Raw genomic sequence first — 24,842 nt, forward strand, 5'->3', positions numbered from 1 at the left:
CACAGCGGGCGCTTTATAAAAACGCCGCAGAGGGTTCTGGAATCGACGAGAATCCCGCTCGGCAAGCGTCTTTAGGTCCGGCACCGATGTGATTGAGTAGGCTGGTGAGTTTGCGACGTGAGGTTGGCGCCTGTTTTTGTTTTGGGCGCCGTGGGCTGGTCTTGGGCTGATCCAGGGTTTGAACGGATAAACAGATAATGCGCTTGCTGGTGCGGTTCATGGGCTTCCTGTTCGCCGCGGGAACGGTGTTGTTCCTTGTCGGTGTCGGTGCCATAGCTGGCCTGATCTGGCATTTCTCCAAGGACTTGCCGGACTATTCTCAGCTTCAGGATTACGAGCCGCCGGTGATGACCCGCGTCCACGCGACTGACGGTTCGCTGCTCGGCGAATACGCCAAGGAGCGGCGGCTGTACCTGCCGATCCAGGCGGTGCCGAAGCTCGTGATCAACGCGTTCCTCGCGGCCGAGGACAAGAATTTCTACGAGCATGGCGGCATCGACTACACCGGCATGGCGCGCGCCGGCGTGGTCTACATCCAGAACTACGGCTCGAACCGGCGTCCGCAGGGCGCCTCCACGATCACGCAGCAGGTTGCCAAGAACTTCCTGTTGACCAACGAAGTCTCGTTCGCCCGCAAGATCAAGGAAGCCTTGCTGGCGATGCGGATCGAGAAGACCTATTCGAAGGACAAGATCCTCGAGCTGTATCTCAACGAAATCTATTTGGGCCTCGGTGCCTACGGCATCGCCGCCGCCTCGCTGGTCTATTTCGACAAGTCGGTGAACGAGCTCACCGTGGCGGAGGCCGCCTATCTCGCGGCCCTGCCGAAGATGCCGGCGACGCTGCATCCGGTGCGTAACCGCGACCGCGCCATCGAGCGCCGCAACTACGTGATCGACCGTCTCCAGGAGAACGGCTGGATCAAGCAGGCCGACGCCGAGAAGGCGCGCAAGGAGCCGCTGGCCGTCACCAACCGTTCCAACGGCGCTCACACCTTCGCAGGCGAATATTTCGCCGAGGAAGTTCGCCGCGACATCTTCGAGCGCTACGGCGAGAAGAAGCTCTATGAGGGCGGGCTCTCCGTGCGCACGACGCTGGATCCGAAGATCCAGGTCATGGCGCGCAAGACCATGGTCACCGGCCTCGTGAACTATGACGAGCAGCAGGGTTATCGCGGCGCCATGAGCAAGCTCGATACGTCGGGCGATTGGGGTGTGAAGCTCGCCGAGATCAAATCGCTCTCCGACATCTCGCCATGGCGTATGGCGGTGGTGCTGGAGACCAGCGACCAGTCGGCGCGCATCGGCTTCCAGCCGAGCCGCGAGCTTGGCGGCGCCGTCAGCAAGCAGCGCGAGACCGGCCTCATCACGCTCGATGGTGTCAAATGGGCAAGGGCGGCCGCGGGACCTGCGAAGGGCAGGGCGGCGACAGCAGTGTCGCAGGTGCTCCAGGCGGGCGACGTGATCTATGCCGATCCGCTCTATAAGGACGGCAACGCCATCGAGGGCCAGTACCGGCTGCGCCAGATCCCGGAAGTGTCGGGCGCGATGGTGGTGATGGATCCCTGGACCGGCCGCGTGCTCGCGATGGTCGGCGGCTTCTCGTTCGACCAGAGCCAGTTCAACCGCGCCACGCAGGCCTACCGGCAGCCGGGCTCGTCGTTCAAGCCGATCGTCTATTCGGCCGCGCTCGACAACGGCTACACGCCGTCGACCGTGGTGCTCGACGCGCCGATCGAAATCGACCAGGGCCAGGGCGCCGGCGTGTGGCGTCCCGAAAACTTCTCCTCGGGTAAGTTCCAGGGACCCGTGACGCTGCGCAACGCGCTGCGGCAATCGCTCAACACCGTGACGGTGCGCCTCGCGCAGGACATCGGCATGCCCCTGATCGGCGAATATGCGCGCCGCTTCGGCGTCTATGACGAGCTGCCGAACTATCTCTCCTACGCGCTCGGCGCCGGCGAGACGACGGCGATGCGCATGGTCACGGCCTATTCGATGGTCGCCAATGGCGGTCGCCGGGTGAAGCCGACCTTGATCGACCGTATCCAGGATCGCTACGGCCGCACCATCTTCAAGCACGACCAGCGCGAATGTCGCGGCTGCGACGCGCCGGGCGGCTGGAAGGCTCAGAATGAGCCGCAGCTGATCGACCGCCGCGAGCAGGTGCTGGATTCCATGACCGCCTATCAGATCACCGAGCTGATGGAAGGCGTCGTGCAGGCCGGTACCGCGACCGTGGTGAAGGAGGTCGGCAAGCCGATCGCCGGCAAGACCGGCACCACCAACGAGGCCAAGGACGCCTGGTTCGTCGGCTTCTCGCCCGACGTCGCCGTCGCCATCTACATGGGCTACGACAAGCCGCGTCCGCTCGGCAAAGGCAACGCCGCGACCGGTGGCCATCTGGCAGCTCCGATCGCGCGCGACTTCCTGAAGCTCGCGCTTGCCGACAAGCAGGCGGTTCCGTTCAAGGTGCCGGCCGGCATCAAGCTGGTCCGCGTTGTGGCCAAGACCGGCATGCGCGCCGGCCCGGGCGAGACCGGCGGAACCATCCTCGAAGCCTTCAAGCCGGGCACGGCGCCGCCGGACAATTATTCGGTCATTGGCGTGGCCGACGCCGACGGCCGCGCGTCGCAGCAACAGCAGCCGCCGGATTCCGGCTTCTTCATGCGTCCGGGCACCGGCGGGTTGTACTAGGCTTAGGACAAGACGCACGTTCTGCGCTCGGGCGGTTGCGCTTTGCAGCCGCCGCCGCTACATCGGCGTTGCAATCAGACGCGGACATTCCGCGAGACCAGAGAACGACATGCGCGCCGAAATCGAACGGTTGGTAGAAGAGATCAAGCAGTCAGTCGGGCTGCTGAGGAGGCATCTTTGACGTCGAGAAATCGACGGCGCGCCTCGCTGAGCTGAACAAGCTCGCAGAAGATCCCAACCTCTGGAACGATCCCCAGAAAGCCCAGAAGCTGATGCAGGAGCGCACCTCGCTGGAGGATTCGCTCTCAGGCATTGGCAAGGTCGAGCAGGAGCTCGAGGACGACATCGGCATGATCGAGCTCGGCGAGGCCGAGGGCGATGAGGGCGTGGTCGCGGAAGCCGAAGCCGGACTGAAAGCCTTGAAAAAGGAAGTCGCTCGGCGCGAGCTCGAAGCGCTGCTGTCGGGCGAGGCCGATGGTTTCGATTCCTATCTCGAAGTGCATGCCGGCGCCGGCGGCACCGAAAGCCAGGACTGGGCGCAGATGCTGTTGCGCATGTACTCGCGCTGGGCAGAGACCCACGGCTTCAAGGTCGAGGTGCTGGAGGAGTCCGATGGCGAAGAAGCCGGGATCAAATCCGCCACCATCCAGGTCTCCGGCCACAACGCCTATGGCTGGCTGAAGACGGAAGCCGGCGTGCATCGCCTGGTGCGCATCTCGCCATTCGATTCCAACGCGCGGCGGCACACCTCGTTTTCGTCAGTCGCGGTGTTTCCGGTGATCGACGACAGCATCAAGATCGACATCAAGGAATCCGACGTCCGCGTCGACACCATGCGCTCCGGCGGCGCCGGCGGCCAGCACGTCAACAAGACCGAATCCGCGGTGCGGTTGACGCATATCCCGACCGGCGTTGCCGTGGTCTGCCAGGCCGGCCGCTCTCAGCACAAGAATCGGGCACAGGCCTGGGACATGCTGCGCGCGCGGCTCTACCAGATGGAGCTGAAGAGGCGCGAGGAGAAGGCTGCCGCCGACCAGGCCGCCAAGACCGATATCGGCTGGGGCCACCAGATTCGCTCCTACGTGCTCCAGCCCTACCAGATGGTGAAAGATCTGCGCACCGGCGTTCAGACCTCCGACACCTCGGGCGTGCTCAACGGCGAGCTCGACGACTTCATGGCCGCGACGCTGGCGCAGCGCGCCTTCGGCACCGCGACCGGTGAGATCGAGGACGTGGATTAGCCATGGCACGCGTCGCCTTCATCGGGCTTGGACGGATGGGCCACGGCATGGCCGCCCGCTATCTCGATGCCGGCTTCACGGTGACGCTCTGGAATCGCAGCAAGGCCAAGGCCGAAGACCTGATCGCGCGTGGCGCGCAATGGGCGACCTCGCCGGAGGATGCCGCGATCGATGCCGACGCCGTCGTGACCATGGTTGCCGATGACGAGGCTTCGCGCGCAGTCTGGCTCGGACCCAAGGGGGCGGCCAAGACGGCGAAGGCCGGCACCATCGCGATCGAATGCTCCACCGTCTCCTACGATCATGCGCGCGAGATGGGCCGAGAGCTGAACGCGCGCGGGCTCATCTACATCGACTGCCCCGTGACTGGATTGCCGGACGCGGCCGCTAGCGGGAAGCTGACGCTGTTGGTCGGCGCCGATGCTGCCGACCTCGAGCGCGCGCGGCCCTATCTCGAGCCGATCGGCTCGACCATCCGCCATTTCGGCGCCGTCGGGTCCGGCACGGTCTACAAGCTCATCAACAATCTCATGGGCGCGATCCAGATCGCCGGCCTCGCCGAAGGGCTCGCGATCGCCGAGCAGGCCGGACTCGACATGAACCTCGTGCTGGAGTCGATCCAGGCTGGCGTCGCCGCCAGTCCTCAAGTGCAGCGCCACTCCAAGCGCATGGTGGCCCGCGACTTTAGCGGCGCGACCTTTACGTCGGCGCTGCGGCACAAGGATGCTGCTTATGCCGTGAAGCTCGCCGAGAGCCTGCTTGCCGACAAGCCGCCCGTCGCACGTGCCGCCGTCGAGGCCTATGCGCAAGCGAAGGCCACGATGCCCGACGACGACGAAGGCAAGATGATCGAGCTCGTCTCGCAGCCGAAGAAGACTTCTTAGCCGGTTCGTGTGGACATGGGGCAGCCTCGTTCGGAACGCGGTCTCGGCATTGCCCTCGTCGTCGCAGCCGCCATCGCCTGGAGCACGGCGCCGTTCTTCACGCGCATGCTTCCATTCGATCCCTGGACCATCCTGTTCTGGCGCGGCCTGTTCGCCGGCAGCTTGATCGTGGTGTTTCTCGTCCTGATGCAGGGCCGCGCCGCCCTGCGGCAATTGCTGGCGCCAGGACGCGGAGGCCTCCTCGTCGCGTCATTGTCCACGCTCGGCATGGTCTCGTTCATCCCCGCTTTGCAGATGACAAAGGTGATGAACGTGGCCGTGCTGATCGCCGCCCAGCCCTTCGTCGCCGCCGCGTTGGCGTGGCTGTGGCTCGGCGAAGCCGCGACGCGGCGCACGCTGATCGCGAGCCTTGTCGCCCTTGCCGGTGTGGTCATCACCGTCGGCGGCATCGAAGCCGGCGCGGATGTCGGCGGGGTGGCCCTGAGCTGCCTCATGGTACTTGCGATCTCGGCTATGACGGTTGCCAGTCGACGCTATCGGCAGACATCCATGGTGGCGGCGGCCGCGCTGTCGAACTTTCTCGGCAGCCTTGTCAGCTTGCCCTTCGCCCGCGACCTCGTGCATGTAGACGGAGGTCATCTTGGGATCCTCGCGATGTTCGGCTGCCTTCAGGTCGCGCTCGGCCTGACGTTCTATATGCTCGGCTCGCGCTTCCTGCCGTCCGGCCAAGCCTCCCTGATCGCGACCCTGGAAACGCCGTTGATGCCGTTCTGGGTGTGGGTTGCCTTTCAGGAGGTCCCTGCCGTTCATGCGCTCATAGGCGGCGCGCTGGTGATCGGGGCGGTCGTTGCCGATATCGCGGTTGACACGCGAACGCGCGACCGGTCCTGAAGCCCGTGCCTTACCGGAAATCGGGTGGCAATATCCACGGCGCCATCATAAGCGGCAGGTCTGGCCGCTGAGGTGAGATGCCATGCCCCCGAACGACAACAGCATCGATGCGCGAGACTGGTCGCTGCTCGGCGTGCTCTCGATCCTCTGGGGTGGTTCGTTCTTCTTCAATGGCGCCGCGCTGCGGGAGTTGCCGCCGTTCACCCTGGTGTTTCTGCGCGTCGCGCTCGGCGCGGCCATTCTCATGCCGCTTCTGCGCATGCAGGGGATCAGCTTTCCCAAGGGTGCGGCTGGCTGGAAAACATTCTTCGCGATCGGGTTGCTCAACAACGTCATTCCGTTCTCGCTGATCGTGATTGGCCAGACCTTCATTCCGAGTGGGCTGGCGTCGATCCTGAATGCGATCACGCCGCTGTTCACGGTGATCGTGATGGCTATGGCGCGCGAGGAAGCCTTGCAGATGCGGCGCGTGGCTCGCGTGGTGCTGGGGTTCGTCGGCGTGGTTATTTTGCGCGGATGGGGCATTGAGACGAGGCCGGGGCAGGAGCTCGGCATTCTGCTCTGCTTAGGCGGTGCCTCCAGTTATGGCCTCGCGGCACTGGCGGCGCGGCGATTGCTGAGGGACGCAGTCCCGCTCGGGACGGCAACCTTTCAACTGATGGCGTCGACGGTGATGATGGCGATCGTGGCCGGTACGATGGAACAGCCATGGCGTCTGCCGATACCGGGCCCGACAACCTGGCTCGCGGTGCTTGGTCTCGCCGGCCTGTCGACGGCGCTCGCCTACATCGTCTTCTTTCAGATTTTGCGGCGCTCGGGGGCGACCAACGTCATGCTGGTGACGCTGCTCATTCCCGTCACGGCCATTTTTCTGGGATGGCTGGCGCTCAGCGAGCCGATCTCGATGCGCGAGATCGCGGGCGCAATCGTCATCGGCAGCGCATTGCTCGTGATTGACGGGCGTGTGCTGCGGCTGTCGCGGCGCGTGGTGTAAGTTCCTGGCGGCGTTTCACCTCGCGGAAAATCGAGGCGCTTGCCAGCCACACGCCTGCTTGCGACACTGCCGGCAAAACAAGACTACAAAACAGGGGAGAGAACGATGCCGGGTCGTCGCGAAAACCTTGCTGCCCTCGCCATGCTTGCTGCTGGAGTGTTGGCCACAACACCGGCCTTGGCGCAGAAGAAATACGATCCCGGGGCCACCGACACCGACATCAAGATCGGCAACATCATGCCCTATAGCGGGCCGGCGTCATCCTATGGCGTGATCGGCAAGACCGAAGCCGCGTTCTTCAGGATGATCAATGACCATGGCGGGATCAACGGCCGCAAGATCAACTTCATCAGCTATGACGATGCCTATTCTCCGCCGAAGGCGATCGAGCAGGCGCGCAAGCTGGTCGAGAGCGACGAGGTGCTGCTGATCTTCCAGCCGCTCGGCACGCCCTCCAATTCCGCGATCATGAAATACATGAACGCCAAGAAGGTGCCGCAGCTCTTCGTCGCCTCGGGCGGCACCAAGTTCGGGGACCCGAAGAATTTCCCGTGGACGATGGGATTCCAGCCGAACTATCAGAGCGAGGGGCGGATCTATGCCAAATACATCCGTGACCATTTCCCCAACAGCAAGATCGCGGTGTTCTGGCAGAACGACGATGCCGGCAAGGACCAGTTCAAGGGGCTGAAGGACGGGCTCGACGACAAGGCCAACATGATCATCGCCGACAAGTCCTATGAGGTCAGCGATCCCTCGATCGACTCGCAGATCGTCGCCTTGCATGATTCCGGCGCCGACATCTTCTTCTCATGGGCCGCGCCGAAAGGTTCGGCGCAGGCGATCCGGAAGGTCGGCGAGCTCGGCTGGAAGCCAAAGTTCTTTCTGGCCAACACCGCGACGTCAGTCGCCTCGGTGCTGAAGCCCGCGGGCCTCGACTATTCCAAGGACATCATCTCGACCGTGTATCTGAAGGACCCCACCGATCCGACCTGGGACAAGGATCCGGCCGTGCTGAAATGGCGTGAGTTCATGGACAAGTATTATCCCGACGGCGACAAGGCCAATGCCAATAACGTCTATGGTTATGTTCAGGGTGAAGCCATGGCGCAGGTCCTGAAGCAGTGCGGGGACAATCTCACCCGCGAGAACGTCATGAAGCAGGCCACGAGCCTCAAGAACTTTCACACCGAGCTGATGCTGCCCGGCATCATGGTGAACACCTCAGCCGATGATTATTTCCCGATCGAGCAGATGCAGCTGATGCGCTTCAACGGGCAGGCCTGGGAGCTGTTCGGCGACGTCATCACCGGCGAGGTCGGCCACGAGCGCAGCCAGTAGTCAGGGTTGGCTGCTGGCTTTCGCCTTCAGCGCCATGCCGCCGGCGACGCCGACGCCGAGCACATACATCCAGCCTTCGTGGAAATCGAACAGATGCGAGTTCAGTAGTGAACTTGCCATGTTCTGCACGACGACCGCGAGGCCGATCCAGGCCGCAATACCTTCGCCCAAGAACAGGCGAAGATGAGCGAACCAAAGGGCGTAGAGCAGGACGACGCCCAACAGGCCCCATTGGACGGCGACGTTGAGGGTCTGGTTGTGCGGGTTGCTGACGATCTCGGCGTCGAGGCCGCTCTCGCCCGTGGCGGCGCGCTCGAACTGCCGCTTGATCGAGCCGGTGCCGTGGCCGAGCAGAGGCGTCTCGGCAAAGGCTGAAACCGACTTGCGCCAGTAGGTCAGCCGCTGGGCAGTCGAGGCGTGGCCGATGTCCTCATGGCCGTGCCGGTATTCGACGGCGATATCGGTGATGCGCTGGCGCAGATAGGGCGACGCCGTCCAGGCCAGCGCGCTCGCGGCCATGGCGCCTGCGAGCAAGAGCAGCGCCGCCCGCCGGCTCAGATGCCGCCAGGCGAACAGTGCCAGCAGCACCGCGATGCAGAGCAGCGCCGTGCGGGCGGAAGCGACGAACACCATGTTGGTGACGAACAGCAGGATCAGCGCGAGGCAGGCGGCCGTCGCGACCGCGTTCCCGCCGCGCCAGAAGGTCAGCGCAGGCAGCGCGAGCGCGAAGACGCATAGCGTGAATTCCTGGCTCTGGTCGATGTAGTTCTTGACGGGAACGCCGGCCGACGCCGTCGCGGTAATCTTCCAGCCGGGATTGAGCAGCACGATCCAGGAGAACACCGCAAGCAGCGCGCAGGAGGCGAGAAACGCGAAGCAAACCCAAAAGCCGCGCTCCGATCGGCTGAAATGATAGAGCAGCGGCGGAATCAGCACGAGCTTTGCGACCGGCTTGATCGCATGCAGCCGGTCCGGCCAGTCGCCGTCCGACCACAGCGTGCCGACCAGTGCGAGCAGCAGGAACGCAAAGGGCAGGGCAAGAGCAGGCCGTGCCAGGTTGCGGACATAGTCGCGCCAGTCGATGGTCGGCGTCACCGCGAGCAGCCACAGCCCGACAAAGATCGAAGGTGCCGTGGTCGACCATGGCAACGAAGCCGCGATCAGGGCGGCGAGCACATCGGCGGCCCGGATCATCGCGGCGGGGCGGCGCCCGGCCTGCCATCGGCTGCGCCATCCCAGCGAAGCGGCGGGACCGGACCAGGCCGCGGGTTCGGCGGTCATGCGAACGACGCCTATTGCGCGGCGACCAGGCTTTCCGCGGGCACATCATGTCCGAGGAAATCGCGAGCCTGGGTCTGGTAGCCGAAGCGCTCGGCGAGCTCGCGCCGCCGGGCTCGGATTCTGCCGCGGCACTCCTCCTGCCGCGTCAACACGCGGGTGACGGAGGCCGCGATCGAGTCGGTCGAGAACGGATCGAAATAGTCGGCGAGCTCGCCGGCGACCTCACGGAACACGGCGATATCGGAGCACAGCACGGGCGTGTTGGCGGCCAGCGCCTCGATGATTGGCACGCCAAAGCCTTCGGCGAAGCTCGGCATGATCAGGCCGTGCGCCTCCGCGATCAGGGCGGCCTTCTCATGTTCGTCGACATAGCCGGCAAAGCGGACGTTCGGCGGCAGATTGCGCATCCGGCTGATGTTGCCGGCATAGCCGATCACGACGAGATCGGCCTGGGGCACGTTGAGGAAGGCACGAATGACGGTCGTGACGTTTTTGCGTGGCTCGTTCGAGACGATGACGACGAAGCTCGGCCGCCCCGGACGCCCCGACGGGGCTGGGAGGTGCAGGACATCCGGGGCGTCGAACCGGGTGCGGGGATACACGACCCGCGCCGGCAGGTGCGCAAATTGCGGCAACAGTTCCCTGAACCGCATCATGCTGTAGTTTGAAACGAAGGCGAGCTCGTCGGCCTGACGCAGGCTGGTGAGGAGCCGCGACAGGAACAGCCGCGTCGCGACGTCGCTGAGCTTGAGGTCGGTGAGCGGCAACAAATCGTGGACGACGCAGATCACCTTGGCGTCCGGCCTGCGCTTGATTGCGACCCGCGTCGGCGTGTCGACGACGATGACATCGTAGTCCCGCGCGTCGATCCGCGGCGGCGGCAGCAGGAAGAAGGCCGAGGAATCCTGATAGCTGTAGAAGCCGGGCTCGAGCTGGAAGTCGCGGAACAGTTCGAGATGGCGCAGGTCCGGCGGGACGTATTCGAGCGCCGCGGTCCTGTTCTCGATCAGCCGGGCGTGCAAGGCCCGCAGGCCGACCGCGCGCAGGAAGCAGACGATGTAGTCCCACGACACGGACATGGTGGCCTTGTGCCGGACCCAGTCGAGCTTGCTGCGCAGGCCGCCGCGTACCACCGGCTCGCTCATGTTGATCTCGTCGAGGAAGCGGTACAGGGCGAGCAGCTCGATGTTGCGCGACTTCGCCGGAAACAGTTTTGTGCGCCGCTCGCGCCGGCGCAGCTTGCGGTAGCGCCGCGTGGTCTCCACCAGCAACGTGAGCTCGTGGCCTTCGGCCGCGAGCGAGCGCACCAATTCGCGCGTGAAGTGAAAGATGCCGCGCTTGTGGTTGGGCTCCCCGAGCGCTTCGGAGACAACAAGGATGTTCTGCTTCATGCGCGTTTCTCGCGGAGCTCGAATGAGTGTGTTGCCGGCGGCTCGACCGTGACGGTCGAGGCGATGCGGCCGTGATCGAGATTGATGATGTTGGTGCAGGTGCGGCGCAGGAGCGGCTGGTCGTGCGATGCGATGATGACGATCGCCGCCTGCGAGACCAGGTTTTGGAGCCGCTTCTCGGCTTTCTCCGCAAAGTGTTCGTCGACGACGCTGAGCCATTCGTCGAGCAAGAGAATATCGGCCGGGAAGGCCGTGGCGGTCGCGAACAGCACGCGCATCAGCATGCCCGAGGAGAACATCCGCAAGGGTAGCCGCTGCATGCGCGGCTCGAGCTCGGTGAAGGTCCAGATATCGTCGATGATGGCGCGAGTCGGCTTGCGTCCGCTGATCCGGAGCAGCAGTGCGATGTTGTCCTCTGCGACGAAATCCAGGTTGACCCCGGCATTCAGGCCGAGCAGGGGCACGACGTTGCCTCTGATCGCCACACTGCCGCTGCTCGGCGGATAGACGCCGGCGATCAGCCGCAGCAGCGTCGACTTGCCGGAGCCGTTGGGGCCGGCAAGCCCGATGCGGGCACCGGCCTCCGCCTCGATGCTGACGTTGTCGACGGCGCGGATGATCCGCATCTCGCCTTGCTCGCGGATGAGGTGGCCGAGCAGCCGCCGCTTCAGCGAGAAGTCGTACGCCCCGTAGAGCGGATAATCGAGACAGACGTTACGCAGGCTGATCGAGACCATGGTCAGATCCAGAACGCGGCTTTGCGCAGGTGGACCAGCGTCAGCGCGCTCGCAAAGATCAGCAGCGCCAGCGCGATGAGGACGTAGACGATGCTTACGGGGTCGACATGGCCGCCCGCGAGCGGCTCGCGCCACACCGCGAACAGATGCGTCAGCGGATTGAGCCGCATCACGGTCGAGCGGTGGTTGATCATCTCCGACGACCAGATCACGGGCGAGGCAAGGAAAGCGAGCATCAGGGTGGATTCGACGATCGGCTTGAGATCGCGATAGCGCGTCGCCATCGCGCCGAGGACGAGGCTCAGGGCGAAGGTGCACGCCACGAATAGCAGGAGGCCGGGCAGCGCCGCGACCGCACCGGAAAGATCGTGCGGCGAGAGGATGAGCCAGAGGATCAGCGGCACGCAGGCGTTATGAAGCGCAAACAGCCCCTGGCGGAAGGTGCATTGCAGCAGGAAGATGACCGGCGGCAGCGCCCGGTCGCGGATCAGGCTCGCGGAGTTCTGGAGCGCCGTGGTCGCATCGAGCACCACGCTGTTGAGGAAGGTCCAGGCTGTCATCGACAGCGCGAGCATGGGCAGGCGCGACAGCATGTCGGCGTTCGACATCTGGCCGATCACCGAGCCCAGCACCGCGACCACGATCGCCATCTGGAGCGACATCCAGAACGGCCCGAGCAGCGAGCGCACGTAGCGGTGGCGCATGTCGGACCAGGCCAGCGCCGCCGCGATCCGGACGGTGTCCAGCCAGCCGGTGGCCTGCGACGGTTCGACGATGGCCGACCGCTCTTCGCAAGGAGCGGCGACGGCCTCCCGGTACACGGTTTCCATGCCTTCCCTGAAGGCCGTGGCTGAATAGCGGGTGTGGGCGCGCGTTCGCGCCGAAAGCCCCATGCGGCGGCGGCGCTCGGGATCGCGGATCAGCGTGTCGATGGCCTCACCGAGCTTCTCGGCGTCGCCGGGCGGCACGGTGATCGCCTCCATGCCGTGTCGGGCGACACGGGGCACCGCCGTGTCGAGCGCCGTGTTCACGACCGGGCGGCCGGCGGCCATGGCCTCAAGCTGGACGAGGCCAAAGGTTTCGGCATTGGTCACCGACGGCATCACGAAGACGTCGGACAGGCACATCAGCTTGATGCGTTCGCAATCGTTCACCGAGCCGAGCAGGCGGATGCGGTCGCCGAGACCGACCTCGCGGATCAACTGCTCCAGCCGCGGCCGTTCGGCGCCTTCACCGACGATCCAGACCTCGAACTGGCGATTAACGGCGGCGCGGATCAGCACGTCGAATCCCTTGTAGGGAACGAGCCGGCCGCAGGCGAGCACGAGCCGGCCGCGATCGTTGACGTGGTGCGGCTCGATCTTCGGCCAGTCATAGGTCGTGGTGTCGATGCCGAACGGCACGACATGGCATTTGTCCGCGAATTCCCGCAGTAGCGGCGTGTTCTCGACCAGCACATGGTCGGAGACGATGATCGCCTTGGCGCGCCGCAATGTCCGCCGCATCAAGGGTTCGACGAACCAGCGCAGGCCGGCATGGGTGACGATGTCGGCATGCCAGTGCACCACCAGCGGCTGGTTGCGACCGAATCCGAAGGCGAAGACGAGGTCGGCAAGCGGGAAGGGGGCGTGGAGCGCCAGCAGATCGTGCTCGGCGATCTTGCGCCACAGCCGCCAGGGATAGAAGGGAGCGGCGGGAAGCGACAGCACATTGCCGAACGAGCGGACGCGCTCGACATGAACGTCGTTGACGACGATGTCGCGCGGCTCAGCTGATTGCGAGCAGACCAGCACGGAGGAGGTAAAGGCGTCCTTCAGGTTCGCGCAGATGTCGCGGATCACTGTGAGCGTTCCGCCGAACAGGTCGGGATAGTAGATTTTGAAGATGTGCAGCACCGACGGGCGGCGCGGGGTTTCGCTGGTGTGATGCATGATGGCGGTCAACCTGCGAGAAGTGCTGCGACGAACGGCGCAGCCAGCACCGAGATGAAGATCACGCCGCGTACGAGCGCCGGCAGCATCGGCTCGACCGGGCCGCTGCGGCCCCGGTCGAGAATCGGCAGCGGTGAACTGGAAATGCGGGCCAAGCGGTCGGCCATGCTCAACGTCCCTTCAATCGCGCCCTCAGTGGCGTCCCGTATATGTGGGAAAATTTACCACGTCAATCGGCAAACCGAAAAAAGTGGGATTGTGTCCCACGCGAGGCGCCGTTACACTTCAGACATGAATGCCAAGTCCGGGTCCAAAGCAGCGGCACCGCAGCCGAATGCCGCCGCGAAGCTGCACGCGCCGCTAGCGCGGCTGCTGCGCCCGTTGGTGCGGCTCTGCATCCGCAGCGGCATGACCTTCCCGGCCCTGGCGCAATTGCTTCGCGAGCTCTTCGTCAACGTCGCCGAGCACGATTTTGCGCTGGAAGAAAAGGAGCAGACCGACAGCCGCGTCAGCCTGCTCACTGGTATCCACCGCAAGGAGGTTGCGCGGTTGCGCGGTGCCGGCGCGCCGGTGCACGAAGCGCCGGCGGCGTTGTCGCTCACGAGCGCGGTGATCGCGCGCTGGCTCGCTGCGTCCGAATTCACCGATTCGAAGGGCGAGCCGCTCGCGCTTCCGCGGACCGCCGAGGGCGATGCGCCGTCATTCGAGCAGCTCGTCGCCTCGGTCACCAAAGACGTGCGCCCGCGCGCGGTGCTCGACGAATGGATCGACCGCAAGCTCGTCACCATCAACGCCGCCGAAGAGATCGAGCTGGTCGAGGCCGCCTTCGTTCCCAGCGGCGAGGACGACAGCAAGTGGCACTATCTCGGTCGCAATCTGCACGACCATATCGCTGCCGCCGCCGAGAACGTCTCGGGGTCGCCGCGCTTCCTCGAACGCGCGGTGCACTACAACAACATCTCGCCGAAGCTTGCCAGGCGCCTCGAGGCGCGCTCGCGTGAGCTCGCCATGGATGCGCTGAAGACCGCCAACCGCGAAGCGAACCGCGCACTCGCCAAGGACAAGGGCGGCGATGCCCGCTGGAATTTCGGCATCTACATCTATTCCGAGGATGCCAATGAGGAGGGCGACGGCAAGGAAGGTGGCAAGGAAGGCGGCAAGGAGGGCAGTTCGTCATGAGCCGGCCGCCGCTCATCTCCCGCCGTCTGCTGCTGGCGGGGTTTTGGCTCGCCGGCACGGCCGTCGCCCGCGCGCAGGTCAAGCGCGGCACCGACCAGGGCATCGGCGGCACCGGAATCACGCGCGGCGATGATCACGGCATCGGCGGCACCGGCATCGTCGGCGTGATCCAGCGTTTCGGCAGCATCTACGTCAACGGCGAGCGCATCACTTACGCGAGCGATGTTCCGGTCCGGATCGATGGCGAGGCGGCCACCACCAAGGTCTTGCGCATCGGCCAGCTTGCGCGCGTGGTCGCGACCCGCCAAGCCGACGGCACGCTCGTCACACGCAACATCGCGATCGCAAGCGAGGTCTCCGGCCCGATCGGATCCGTGAAGGGCAACGAGCTGACGGTTCTCGGACAGAAGATCGTCTCGAGCGGCAATGAAAGCCGGCTCCGTGCGGGCACACAGGTGGCGGTCTACGGCTTGCGCCGCAGCGACGGCGTCATCGTCGCAAGCCTGGTCGAGCCGCGGCGCGATGCGACTTCCCGCGTTACGGGGCTGGTCGAGCGCGGACCGGATGGTTTGCACATCGGCGGGCTGAAACTGAACGGCGTCGATCCGCTGCTGGTCGGCCAGCGGGTCCAGATCGAGGGCAGCGCGAGCCAGGGGGCGATGCAGGCCTCGCGCGCGCGGATCGACGATTTTTCGGATCTCGTCGGCGCAAGCCGCCTCTCGATCGAGGCTTATGTGCAGCGTGCCGGCTCGAATCTCCAGCTTGGCTCCGGGCTCATCGCTCATGACGGCTCACGGTTCGGCCCTGCGGCGGGCGAAGCGCGCATGGTGGTCAACGGCGTGTTCGATCGCTCGCGCGGCCTCCAGGTGGATTCGGCTCAGGCGATCGGCCAAGGGCCGGGATCGCCGATGCAGGGGCCCGGTGGTGCCGGCAATCCCAATCGGTCGCCCGGCGGCGGCTCGATCCTGCATCCCAACCGCGGCACGGCCAATCCGGGCAGTGGTCAACCCGGCACGCCAGGTGCGCCTATGCCGGGATCGAACCCGGGCGCGACTCCTGGCTCCGCACCGACTGGCCCCAACGGCCCGTCAGGCCCCGGCGGTCTTGGCTCGCCCGGTGGCGGACCCATGGGGCCCGGCGGCGGAATGGGTGGTGGTGGCTTCGGTGGTCCCGGTGGCGGGATGGGCGGCGGCCGGCGCTAGATAGAGCATGATCCGGAAAAGTGTGCAGCGGTTTTCCCTCGCGACAAACGCGGAACGCGTTTGCGCGGAGATCATGCTCAAACAACAACCTAAAGCGCGATGATGATTCATCCTCATCTCATCGCGCTTTAACGGCCAAGCACGCCAAAAGAGCGGGGTGCGGGCTTAGCCCGCGCTGAGGCGCACGCCGGCGCGCAAGAATTTTTGCGGATCGACAGCCTCGCCGTCGATGCGGGTTTCGTAGTGCAAATGCGGACCGGTCGAACGGCCGGTCGAACCGACGAGCCCGACCACCTGGCCGATCTTCACGATCTCGCCGACCTTGACGTTGATCTCGGAGAGATGGCCGTAGCGCGTCGCAAGTCCATTGCCGTGGTCGACCTCGATCATGCGGCCGTAACCGCCGGACCAGCCGGCCGAGACCACCTTGCCGTTGGCGGTGACGCGAACGGGATCGCCGGTCGCGGCGCGGAAGTCGAGGCCGGTATGCATCGCGGGCCGGCCGAGGAAAGGATCGCTACGCACGCCGAAGCCGGAGGTGAACTCGACCTCGCCGATGACGGGCTTGCGATAGGGCACCAGCGCGAGTGTGCGGTTGAGCCGGTCCATCTCGGCGCGGGTGAGGTTGATGCGATAGAGCTGCTTCTCGAACGGCCCGGCATTGGCGGTTAGCTTGACGGGTACAAAGGGCCCGCCCATGGCGGTGCGCGGCACGGCGGCCTCGAGGCTGGCGAGATTCAGGCCGAGATCGCTGACCACGCCGCGCATCCGCCGCATGCGTGAATCCATGCCTTCCTCGACGGCGCTGAGCGCGGCAACCTGGCGACGCTCGACCTGGTCAAGCGAGGTCTGGAGCCGGACCAGGACGTTGTCGAACCCCTGGTTCTTGGCGAATTGATTGACCGGCGGGGCTGCGACGGTCGGAGCGCGCGATTCAAGGCGCGCTTCGCGATCGGGGGGCGCCACGAAGATCACGGTGTCGCTGATCGGCGACGGCTTTGGTGTGCCCTGCGTCGTGCTCTGGCTCGCGTCGCCGCGCTGCGGAGCCGAACGGGGAAGAGATCCGGTCACGTCGGGCATGGCGCCAAGCGCCGTGGCCCGGGACTCCAGCGCCGTCTGGCGCTTCATGATCTGGTCGAGCTTCTGGTCGAACTGTTCCTGGTCGAGCAGCTGCCGGCTGGTGGTGCGATCGACCTTGGCGCGCAGCTCGGCAATGCGGTCCTCATAGGCGTATTGCATGTCGGCCTGGCGGGCGATCAGCCGGGTCAGGACGTCGTCGCGGAAGGCGAAATAGGTGGCTGTCGCCGCCGACCACAGCCCAAGCAGCACGACGGTGCCGACCACGATCCAGAACACCACGGGCCCGAAGCGGACCTGCTTGCCGGCATGGACGATGGTGTAGGCGTCGTCGGCGGCGGGAAGGGCAATCGCGGCCGCCGCTGCGGCGGCAGGACGGCGATGGAAGGCACGCCCGTGGTCGTGAGGATGATGTTTGGGGTACTGCGAATATTGGGCAGAACTTTTCGACATCGGCACTCCCGCGCCGGTCGGATGAGTCCGTACGGCCTAATTGCCGCAGCAATCTGGGCCGGTCATGGTTAATTTTCCGGAAATGGGAACACTCGAATTTAAAGGACTGGTTAAAGACTTCTTGCCGCCGCCAGCACCTCGTCGGCATGGCCGTCGACGCGAACGTTGCGCCAGACCTTCGCCAGCTTGCCGTCGGCGCCAACCAGCACCGTGGTGCGAAGAATCCCGAGGAAGGTCTTGCCGTACATGGATTTTTTGCCCCAAGCGCCATAGGCCTCCAGCATCTCATGTTTCTCATCCGAGATGAGGGGAACGCCGAGCTTGTGCTTGTCGCGGAACTTCTCCTGGGCCTTTAAAGGATCGGCGGAGATGCCGAGCACGGTGGTGCCGGCCGCGGCGAAGGCATCCGCAAGCCGCGTGAAGTCGATGGCCTCCCTCGTGCAGCCGGGCGTGTCGGCGCGGGGATAGAAGAACAGGACGAGCTTTTGGCCGGCATGGTCCGACAGCGTCACCTCGCCGCCGCCGTCGCGGGGCAGGCGGAAAGCCGGGGCCTTCTGGCCCTCGGTCAAGGCGGGTACAGAAGCGCTTTCGGGCTTGGAGGCCTTTTCAGAAGATTTTAACCGTTTCGATGCGGCCTTATGCGATGCTGCTTTTGGTTTGGTCTTGCTTGATTTGTCTGCTGATGCCCGCTGTGTTTTCGCTGGGCGTGTTTGAGTCGATGCCCCTGGTTTTTGGACTTTCTTTTTAGCCGTCGGACTGCCGGAGGGCGTTTTGGACGATTTCTTTCGGGATTTCTGGGACATACGCCTTCCTTTCGTCGCTTTCGGCGGGTCAACCAAAGCGGTATTGCAGGTCTCGTCTGGTGTGCCGGATTCGCGCCCTCGGCTGGGCAAATTTGACGACGCCGGAGTAAGGTTACAAGGAATTCCACGCACCACCCCACTGCTCGTTGAACCCGCTCCCGGGGCGAAATGACGAACAGCAGGAACATTCGAGGTATGGCGGCAATGCCGGGGCGGGGAGCTTCGATCCCCGTCGACGGCTGCGGTCCCGGCGGCGCTCAATCCTACGACGGGCGCCTGTATCGAGAGGCAATGGCAAGGAATACGTCGCCCCAGGATCACAATCGCGATTTCGATCGGCGCGGCGGCCAACAAGAGTCGCCGGAATGGGACGAGGCCGACTGGGATCCGGATCAGGAAGAGGCGGCGGGCCATCGGGCGCGCCGGCTGTTGTCCCGTTCCAATTCGCGCTTTCGTCGCTTCGGTGACGGGTTTGGGTCGGTCCGGCGGTGGCTGGCGGCTGATCGCTGGTTGAAGCGCCTGGCCATCGTCGTCGGTGCCCTCGTCGTCATCTTCGTCGGCTGTTTCGGCGCGCTGTGGTGGCGGCTCGGCGCCGGTCCCATCAATCTCGACATCGCAACGCCATGGCTGGCGGCAGCGATCGAGGACAATATCGGCCACGGCAACACTGTCGAGGTCGGAGGCACCCAGATCGAGCGGGTCGGCCGAATCCGCATCGCGGTGCGCATCCGCGACATCATCGTCCGCGACCGCGATCACGCCATCGTCGCCAGCGCCCCGAAGGCTGAGGTGAAGCTGTCTGGCGCTGGTCTCCTCATGGGACATCTGCGCGCCGAAAGTCTCAATCTCGTCGATGCTGAACTTGCGATCCGCATCGCGCCCGACGGCACCGTCACGGTGTCCGCCGGCGACACCGCAAAACCGCTCGCGACCGGCGTCGCATCCAAGAGGGACGCGGGCTTGCCGCCGACATTCCCGCGGACCGGGGTCCCGCCGCCGCCTTTCGCGACCGCGCCTGCGAGCCCGGACCAAGCCGAACCCCAGAGCACCGCGCAGAGCGGAATTCTTCAGGGCCTCGACTGGCTCGACAGTTTGAGCATGACCGGCCTCGACGGCCAGAACCTCAACGAGATCGGTCTGAAGAACGGCAATCTGATCGTCGACGATCAGCAGCGCGGCAGCAAATGGACGTTCGAGAACATCAGTCTCAGCCTGCGGCGGCCGAGCCGCGGCGGCGTCGCGCTCAGCCTCGGCGAAGAGGGCGCGCACCCGTGGTCGCTGCGCACCACGATCGGGCCGGCCGAGAACGGCGTGCGCTCGGTCGACATCCGCGCCGACAAGCTCTCGACCTCCAACATCCTGCTGGCGCTGCGGGTGAAGGACCTTACCTATTCCGCCGACCTGCCTCTGACCGGCGAGCTCAAGGGCGAGCTCGGCCGTGACGGCGTGCCGACCTTCTTCCGCGGCAAGATCGCGATCGGCTCCGGCAACATCATCGACACCGACACGCCCGACTACCCGATGGCGATCGACTCGGCCGAGATCAATGTCGAATGGGATTCGAGCCGGCGCGTGCTGGTCGCGCCATTCAAGATTCTCTCGGGTGCCAACCGCGTCACGCTGCTCGCGCATCTGGAGCCGCCGAACGGCAACAGCAACGACTGGCAGCTCGGCTTCAGCGGCGGTTCGATCCTGCTGGGCGGCATCGACAACGAGCCGCCGCTGGTCTTCAACCGCATCGCGATCGGATTCCGCTTCGACACCGACCACAAGCGGCTATTGCTGACACAGGCCGATATCTCCAATGGCGAGATCGGGGTCGCCGGCACCGGCGCCATCGACTATTCGGGCGAGCCGCGGCTGACGCTGGGTTTTGCGGGAACGCCGATGTCGGCCTCCGCGCTGAAGCGGATGTGGCCGACGCTTGTTGTTCCCGAGTTACGCGAATGGGTGATCGAGCGGATCGAGCGCGGCACGCTCCAGCGCATCGAGATCGGCGTCAACTCGCCGGTGAAGAACCTTCCGCGCAAAGGACCTCCAATCCCCGACGACGGCCTCTCGGTCAATATCGTGGCAAGCGGCGTCGCAGTCCGCCCCGTGGACGGCATGCCGGTGGTGCACGACGCCGATCTGAAGGCCCGGGTGACCGGACGCACGGCCACCGTGACAATCGGGCAGGGCATCGCTGACACGCCGGCGGGCCGCAAGATCACGATCTCCGATTTCACCTTCGAGGTGCCGGACATGGCGCCGAAGCCCTCGCCCTCGCGGAGCAAATTCCGCGCTGACGGACCGGTGTCGGCGGCGGCCGAAATCCTGTCCAACGATCGTCTGAGCGATCTGTCGGCAACCTTTGTCGATCCCAACACCAGCAAGGGGACGTTCTCGGCCAACATCGTGCTCGGCCTGCCGGTCAAGGGTGCGCTGACCAGGGCCGACACCAGTTACGCCGTCACAGCCGACCTCAACGGCTTTGCCGCCGACAAGCTGGTGATGAACCAGAAGCTCGAGGCCAACAACCTCAAGATCGTCGCTAATAACCAAGGCTATCAGGTCAAGGGCGACGTCAAGATCAACGGGCAGGCGGCCTCGCTCGACTATCGCAAGCCGACCGAGGGCGATGCGGACGTCAAATTGCAGACCACGCTGGACGATGCGAGCCGCGCGCGTCTCGGATTCGACCTGAGCCCCGCGGTCAGCGGCTCCCTGCCGATCAAGGTCTCGGGCAAGATCGCCGGCGGTGCCGACCAGACGACGAAGCTCGGCGTCGAGGCCGACCTGACCTCGGTCAAGCTCGACAACATCCTTCCCGGCTGGGTCAAGCTGCCCGGCAAATCGGGCAAGGCCAGCTTCAAGGTGGTGCCGACGGCGCAATCGACGCGTTTCGAGGACATCGTCATCGAAGGCGGCGGCGCCTCGATCAAGGGCTCGCTCGAGGTCGACCCGAACGGCGACCTCATGAATGCGAACTTCCCGACCTACTCGCCGTCTGACGGCGACAAGACGTCGTTGAAGGTGGAGCGCGGTCAGGACGGCGTGGTGCGGGGCACCATGCGCGGCGACGTGTTCGACGGCCGCGGCTTCCTGAAGTCGGCGATCTCAGGCAGTTCCAAGGACGATTCCAAGAGCAAGCTGAAGAACGTCGATTTCGACATCGACGTGAAGCTCGGCGCTGTCGCCGGCTTCAACGGTGAAGCGATGCGCAGCGTCGATGCCAAGATGTCGAAGCGCAGCGGCGCCATCAAGGCCTTCACGCTCAGCGGCAAGATCGGCGGCAACACGCCGACGCCGGTCGCGGCGGACCTGCGCGGCGGGCGCGCGCAGGGCGCCCGCGAGGTGATCTATCTCCAGACCAACGACGCCGGCGCCCTGCTGCGCTTCACCGACACCACCAACAAGGTCTTCGGTGGCCAGATGGTGGTGGCGATGGAGCCGCCGACGTCAGAGCCTACGACAAGGGAAGGCCTGATCAATGTGCGCGACTTCGCGGTGAAGGGAATGGATCAGCTCGATCGTGTCGCGGCCGGCGGCCCCAACGGCGCGCAGAGCGGCGTCGCCTTCACGGCGTTGCGCGCGGAATTCACCCGGCAGAACGGCGCGCTCACCGTTCGCGACGGCGTGGTCAAAGGGCCGATGATCGGCGCCACGATCGAGGGCTCGATCGACTATCCCGGCAACCAGGTCTGCATGAGCGGCACCTTCGTCCCGATGTACGGCGTGAACAACATCTTTGGCCAGATCCCGTTGTTCGGCATCTTCCTCGGCAATGGCAACAATGAGGGATTGATCGGCGTCACCTATGAGGTCGTCGGCACGCCGGTCGCCCCGGTGATGCGCGTCAACCCGATCTCGGCGATGGCGCCGGGCCTGTTCCGCAAGATCTTCGAGTTCAATACCGGCAAGCAGAACTCGCCGTTCGACGAGCTGCCGTCGGCGCAGTCCGGCGACAGCCAGACGGGATCAGCAAGGCCGCTGTCCAGCGGTTGCACTCTCGCGCGGCGATAGCGCAAGTCCCGTTTCTATTCTCCTGGGGCTGTCTACATAGAGCGTACGAGCTTGGGGCGCCGAAGTCTGCATAGCGTCATGGCCGGGTTTGTCCCGGCCATCCACGCCTTCTCTCGCAACACCTAGAACGTGGATGCCCGGGACAAGCCCCGGGCATGACGACCTCTCGCGAATACTCAGATGGGCAACCGTCGCGCGGCTTACGCCGCGCGCACGCCGGCGAGGAATGTGCCGACTTCGCCGGAGAGCTGCTCTGCCTGCTTGGAGAGGTCTGACGCAGCCGCGAGCACCATGCCGGCGGCGTTGCCGGTCTCGTTGGCCGCGGTGCTGACGACGCCGATATTGGTGGTGACTTCCTTGGTCGCTTCCGCGGTCTGCGAGACACTGCGGGCGATCTCGGCGGTGGCGGCGCCTTGCTCCTCGATCGCGGCACCGATCGAGGTCGCGATCCGGCTCACTTCTTCGATCGTGGCGGTGATGCCGCCGATGGCGTCCACCGCCTCCTTGGTCGCGCCCTGGATCTGGGCGATCTTGTCGCCGATCTCGCGGGTCGCTTCCGCGGTCTGGCTGGCGAGCGACTTCACTTCGGAGGCGACGACGGCGAAGCCGCGGCCGGCTTCACCCGCGCGCGCGGCCTCGATGGTGGCGTTGAGCGCGAGCAAATTGGTCTGCGCCGCGATGCTCGAGATCAGCTCGGCGACGTGTTCGATCTGCTGGGCGCCGTCGGAGAGCGCACGGACGATAGTGTCGGTGCGGCGTGCGCTGTCGACCGCACGTCCCGTGACCTCGGCGGACTGCGCCACCTGACGGCTGATCTCGGTGATGGAGGAGGAGAGCTCTTCGGCGGCGGCCGCGACGGTCTGGACCCGCTGGCTGGCCTCAGTGGCGGCCGAGCCGACCACAGCGGCGCGCTGGTTGGTGCCCTCGGCGGTGGACGACATCGACTTGGCGGTGGTCTCCAGCTCACCCGAGCCCGAGGCCATCAGGCCGACGAGCTGGCCGACGGAGGCGTCGAAGCGGTCGGCCAGCGCGATCAGGGCGTCGCGCTTTTCCTGCTCGCTGCGTGTCTTGGTGGCGACCTGCTCGGCCTCCAGCATGCGCGCCGTCAAGGCGGTCCGCCGCAGCACTTCGAGCGTCTCGGCCATGCGGCCGATCTCGTCGCCGCGGCCGGTCTCCTCGACCGGCTTGTCGATGGCGCCTTCGGAAATCTCCTGCATGCGGTTCTTCTGGCGGTCGAGCGCACCGAGCACGTCGCGGGCGATCAGCCAGGACAGTGCGGCCATCAGCAGCATCAGGCCGATGCCGATGGCGCCGAGCTCCAGCGTCAACGCGCGCACGTCGGCATCGATGTCGTCGACATAGAGGCCGTAGCTGATCGTCGCGTTCCAGGGCGCGAACTTGCGCGTGAAAACGGTCTTGCGGACGGGCTCGGTCTGGCCGGGGCGGGGATACAAATAGGAGGTTACGCCGCCCTGAGCGGTCTGGTTGCCGGCACTTATGATCGCATCGGCGATGAGGATGCCGTTGGAGTCCTTCGCGCCCGTGATCTTGCCTTCGAGCTGCTGGTTCGCGCCGTTGACCAGGATCGAGGTGTCGGCGTTATAGACCACGGGATAGCCTTGGCCGCCGTTGAAGCTCATGCGGCGGCCGCGCAGATGGAACTGGACCTTCGCTTCAGCCTGGGTCAGCTTGCCTGCGCCGACGTCCTCTTCAAGTGATTGGGCGAGGTTGTAGAGCATATCGACCGCGGTCCGCATCTGCTGGACGCGGTCTTCCAGCATGCGGCTCTTGCTGAGGACGGACGACACCCCGATGATGGCCGTAACCGTGAGTGCCGCGAGACAGACCATGCTGGCGAGCTTGTTGCGGATCTTCAGATGACTCAGCAGCTTCATCACGGCCTCGGCGGAATGGTTATTATTGCTCGCCTCGGTAGCATGAAGTTCTTACCAATCATGAATAGACGCGTGCGACGTGCTGCCGCGCGCAGCATCCGCAGCCTGTGCGCAAGCGTGCAGGCAAATGGCCGCGTGCCGGCCCGCGCCCGTTCACGCATCGGAGAAGAATGATCTTGGATCTTCGTGGGGACCCAGCCTGGCCGGAGCGGCAATGAACCGATTCGTTCATCGCATCATCATGTCCGTGCTGCTCGTAGCGGTGCTCGCCATCATCTGGAATGTGCTGGGAGCACGCTGAGCCGGCACCGGCAAAGCTGCCGGTGCCATCTTACTTGTGCGTTGAGTGCGAGCGCGTCAGCGCCGCGCGAAAGCGCCACCCGCCGCGTCGCTCTCCTTGCCAATCAGCGCATCGACACTGACCGAGCCGCCACCGGCTGCCGAGAGGTAAAGGCAGGCGAAGCAGAACAGGATCGCCGCGGTGCCGCCGTTGAGCAGCGGCAGGAGCACCGGCGTGCCGGTCTTGAGCACGTGGCCCATGAAGTAAGCGAAGGCCATTTCACCCGCCAGGATGAAGGCCGTGAGCCGGGTGAACAGGCCAAGCATCAGGGTGGCGCCGAGCACCAGCTCGAGCGTGCCGGCCGCGTAGATCAGCGGCGGAATGTCGGCGAAGTAGGGCAGCACCGGAAACTTGAACAGCTTGGCGACGCCGTACTGGAACAGCAGGAGTCCGGTGATGAAGCGAAATAGACTCAGCAGAGCCGGTTGATAGCGAGAGAGATAGTTGAAGTTCATGGTTTGCGCCCTTCCATCCAATTCCCAAGCGACTTGGATCGCATTC

The 24,842-nt window shown here is 65.1% G+C and carries 18 protein-coding genes; 9 read left to right on the forward strand and 9 right to left on the reverse strand.

The features are described 5' to 3' along the window. Positions 1–197: 197 nt before the first annotated feature. The 6 genes from IVB18_RS23975 to IVB18_RS24000 all read left to right on the forward strand — a co-directional run bounded on the left by IVB18_RS23975 (position 198) and on the right by IVB18_RS24000 (position 8,047). A complete protein-coding gene (locus tag IVB18_RS23975) occupies positions 198–2,696 on the forward strand; it encodes a penicillin-binding protein 1A (protein WP_247991372.1) in 2,499 nt (832 codons plus the stop codon). Between the two features lie 109 nt (positions 2,697–2,805). Continuing rightward, positions 2,806–3,937 (forward strand): peptide chain release factor 2 gene (gene prfB, locus IVB18_RS23980; protein ID WP_247991373.1). Its coding sequence is split into 2 segments (ribosomal slippage): positions 2,806–2,874 and positions 2,876–3,937, totalling 1,131 coding nucleotides; the frame shifts between segments, so codons are not numbered across the junction. 2 nt (positions 3,938–3,939) lie between these two features. Further along, positions 3,940–4,821 carry an NAD(P)-dependent oxidoreductase gene (locus IVB18_RS23985; RefSeq protein WP_247991374.1) on the forward strand — a complete coding sequence of 294 codons (882 nt, stop codon included), beginning with the start codon at positions 3,940–3,942 and terminating at the stop codon, positions 4,819–4,821. Positions 4,822–4,836: 15 nt separating this feature from the next. After that, positions 4,837–5,712: a DMT family transporter gene (locus IVB18_RS23990; RefSeq protein ID WP_247991375.1), complete on the forward strand. Its 876-nt coding sequence runs from the start codon at positions 4,837–4,839 to the stop codon at positions 5,710–5,712. 82 nt (positions 5,713–5,794) lie between these two features. Next, positions 5,795–6,706 (forward strand): DMT family transporter, encoded by a 912-nt coding sequence (locus IVB18_RS23995; protein WP_247991376.1) that lies wholly within the window; start codon positions 5,795–5,797, stop codon positions 6,704–6,706. A gap of 105 nt (positions 6,707–6,811) precedes the next feature. Beyond that, on the forward strand, positions 6,812–8,047 hold the full coding sequence (locus IVB18_RS24000; protein ID WP_247991377.1) for an ABC transporter substrate-binding protein: 1,236 nt from the start codon (positions 6,812–6,814) through the stop codon (positions 8,045–8,047). Here the strand turns inward: IVB18_RS24000 and IVB18_RS24005 are convergent, their stop codons facing one another. From IVB18_RS24005 to IVB18_RS24025, 5 genes are read right to left on the reverse strand one after another with little or no spacing between them, the layout of a single operon-like run. Beyond that, positions 8,048–9,328, reverse strand: coding sequence for an O-antigen ligase family protein (locus IVB18_RS24005; protein WP_247991378.1), 1,281 nt, complete (start codon positions 9,326–9,328; stop codon positions 8,048–8,050). An 11-nt stretch (positions 9,329–9,339) separates the two neighbouring features. Continuing rightward, on the reverse strand, positions 9,340–10,719 hold the full coding sequence (locus tag IVB18_RS24010; RefSeq protein WP_247991379.1) for a glycosyltransferase family 1 protein: 1,380 nt from the start codon (positions 10,717–10,719) through the stop codon (positions 9,340–9,342). Beyond that, entirely contained in the window at positions 10,716–11,456 is a 741-nt protein-coding gene (locus IVB18_RS24015; protein ID WP_247991380.1) for an ABC transporter ATP-binding protein, read from the reverse strand. The genes IVB18_RS24010 and IVB18_RS24015 overlap by 4 nt, the downstream gene beginning before the upstream one ends. 2 nt (positions 11,457–11,458) lie before the next feature. Continuing rightward, positions 11,459–13,387 (reverse strand): glycosyltransferase, encoded by a 1,929-nt coding sequence (locus IVB18_RS24020; protein ID WP_247991381.1) that lies wholly within the window; start codon positions 13,385–13,387, stop codon positions 11,459–11,461. Between the two features lie 8 nt (positions 13,388–13,395). Beyond that, the gene (locus IVB18_RS24025; protein WP_247991382.1) at positions 13,396–13,554 is read right to left on the reverse strand and encodes a hypothetical protein; all 159 of its coding nucleotides are present in this window, start codon (positions 13,552–13,554) and stop codon (positions 13,396–13,398) included. A gap of 124 nt (positions 13,555–13,678) precedes the next feature. On the opposite strand from IVB18_RS24025, the gene IVB18_RS24030 reads away from it, so the two are divergent. Together IVB18_RS24030 and IVB18_RS24035 are read left to right on the forward strand one after the other, a co-directional pair. Then, a complete protein-coding gene (locus IVB18_RS24030) occupies positions 13,679–14,566 on the forward strand; it encodes a DUF6502 family protein (RefSeq protein ID WP_247991383.1) in 888 nt (295 codons plus the stop codon). Then, complete coding sequence (locus IVB18_RS24035) at positions 14,563–15,768, forward strand: DUF5666 domain-containing protein (protein WP_247991384.1); 1,206 nt, start codon at positions 14,563–14,565, stop codon at positions 15,766–15,768. The genes IVB18_RS24030 and IVB18_RS24035 overlap by 4 nt, the downstream gene beginning before the upstream one ends. 165 nt (positions 15,769–15,933) lie before the next feature. Here the strand turns inward: IVB18_RS24035 and IVB18_RS24040 are convergent, their stop codons facing one another. Further along, positions 15,934–17,298 carry a M23 family metallopeptidase gene (locus tag IVB18_RS24040; RefSeq protein WP_247991385.1) on the reverse strand — a complete coding sequence of 455 codons (1,365 nt, stop codon included), beginning with the start codon at positions 17,296–17,298 and terminating at the stop codon, positions 15,934–15,936. A 110-nt stretch (positions 17,299–17,408) separates the two neighbouring features. Further along, positions 17,409–18,101 carry a peroxiredoxin gene (locus IVB18_RS24045; RefSeq protein ID WP_247991721.1) on the reverse strand — a complete coding sequence of 231 codons (693 nt, stop codon included), beginning with the start codon at positions 18,099–18,101 and terminating at the stop codon, positions 17,409–17,411. A 204-nt stretch (positions 18,102–18,305) separates the two neighbouring features. Between IVB18_RS24045 and IVB18_RS24050 the strand changes: the two genes are divergently transcribed. Continuing rightward, complete coding sequence (locus IVB18_RS24050; protein ID WP_247991722.1) at positions 18,306–22,106, forward strand: DUF3971 domain-containing protein; 3,801 nt, start codon at positions 18,306–18,308, stop codon at positions 22,104–22,106. A 200-nt stretch (positions 22,107–22,306) separates the two neighbouring features. On the opposite strand, the gene IVB18_RS24055 is transcribed toward IVB18_RS24050, so the two are convergent. Both IVB18_RS24055 and IVB18_RS24060 read right to left on the reverse strand, forming a co-directional pair. Continuing rightward, complete coding sequence (locus tag IVB18_RS24055; protein WP_247991386.1) at positions 22,307–24,001, reverse strand: methyl-accepting chemotaxis protein; 1,695 nt, start codon at positions 23,999–24,001, stop codon at positions 22,307–22,309. Positions 24,002–24,358: 357 nt separating this feature from the next. Continuing rightward, complete coding sequence (locus IVB18_RS24060; RefSeq protein WP_247991387.1) at positions 24,359–24,796, reverse strand: DoxX family protein; 438 nt, start codon at positions 24,794–24,796, stop codon at positions 24,359–24,361. Between the last annotated feature and the right edge of the window lie 46 nt (positions 24,797–24,842).

This window comes from Bradyrhizobium sp. 186 (assembly GCF_023101685.1).
Lineage (GTDB): Bacteria > Pseudomonadota > Alphaproteobacteria > Rhizobiales > Xanthobacteraceae > Bradyrhizobium.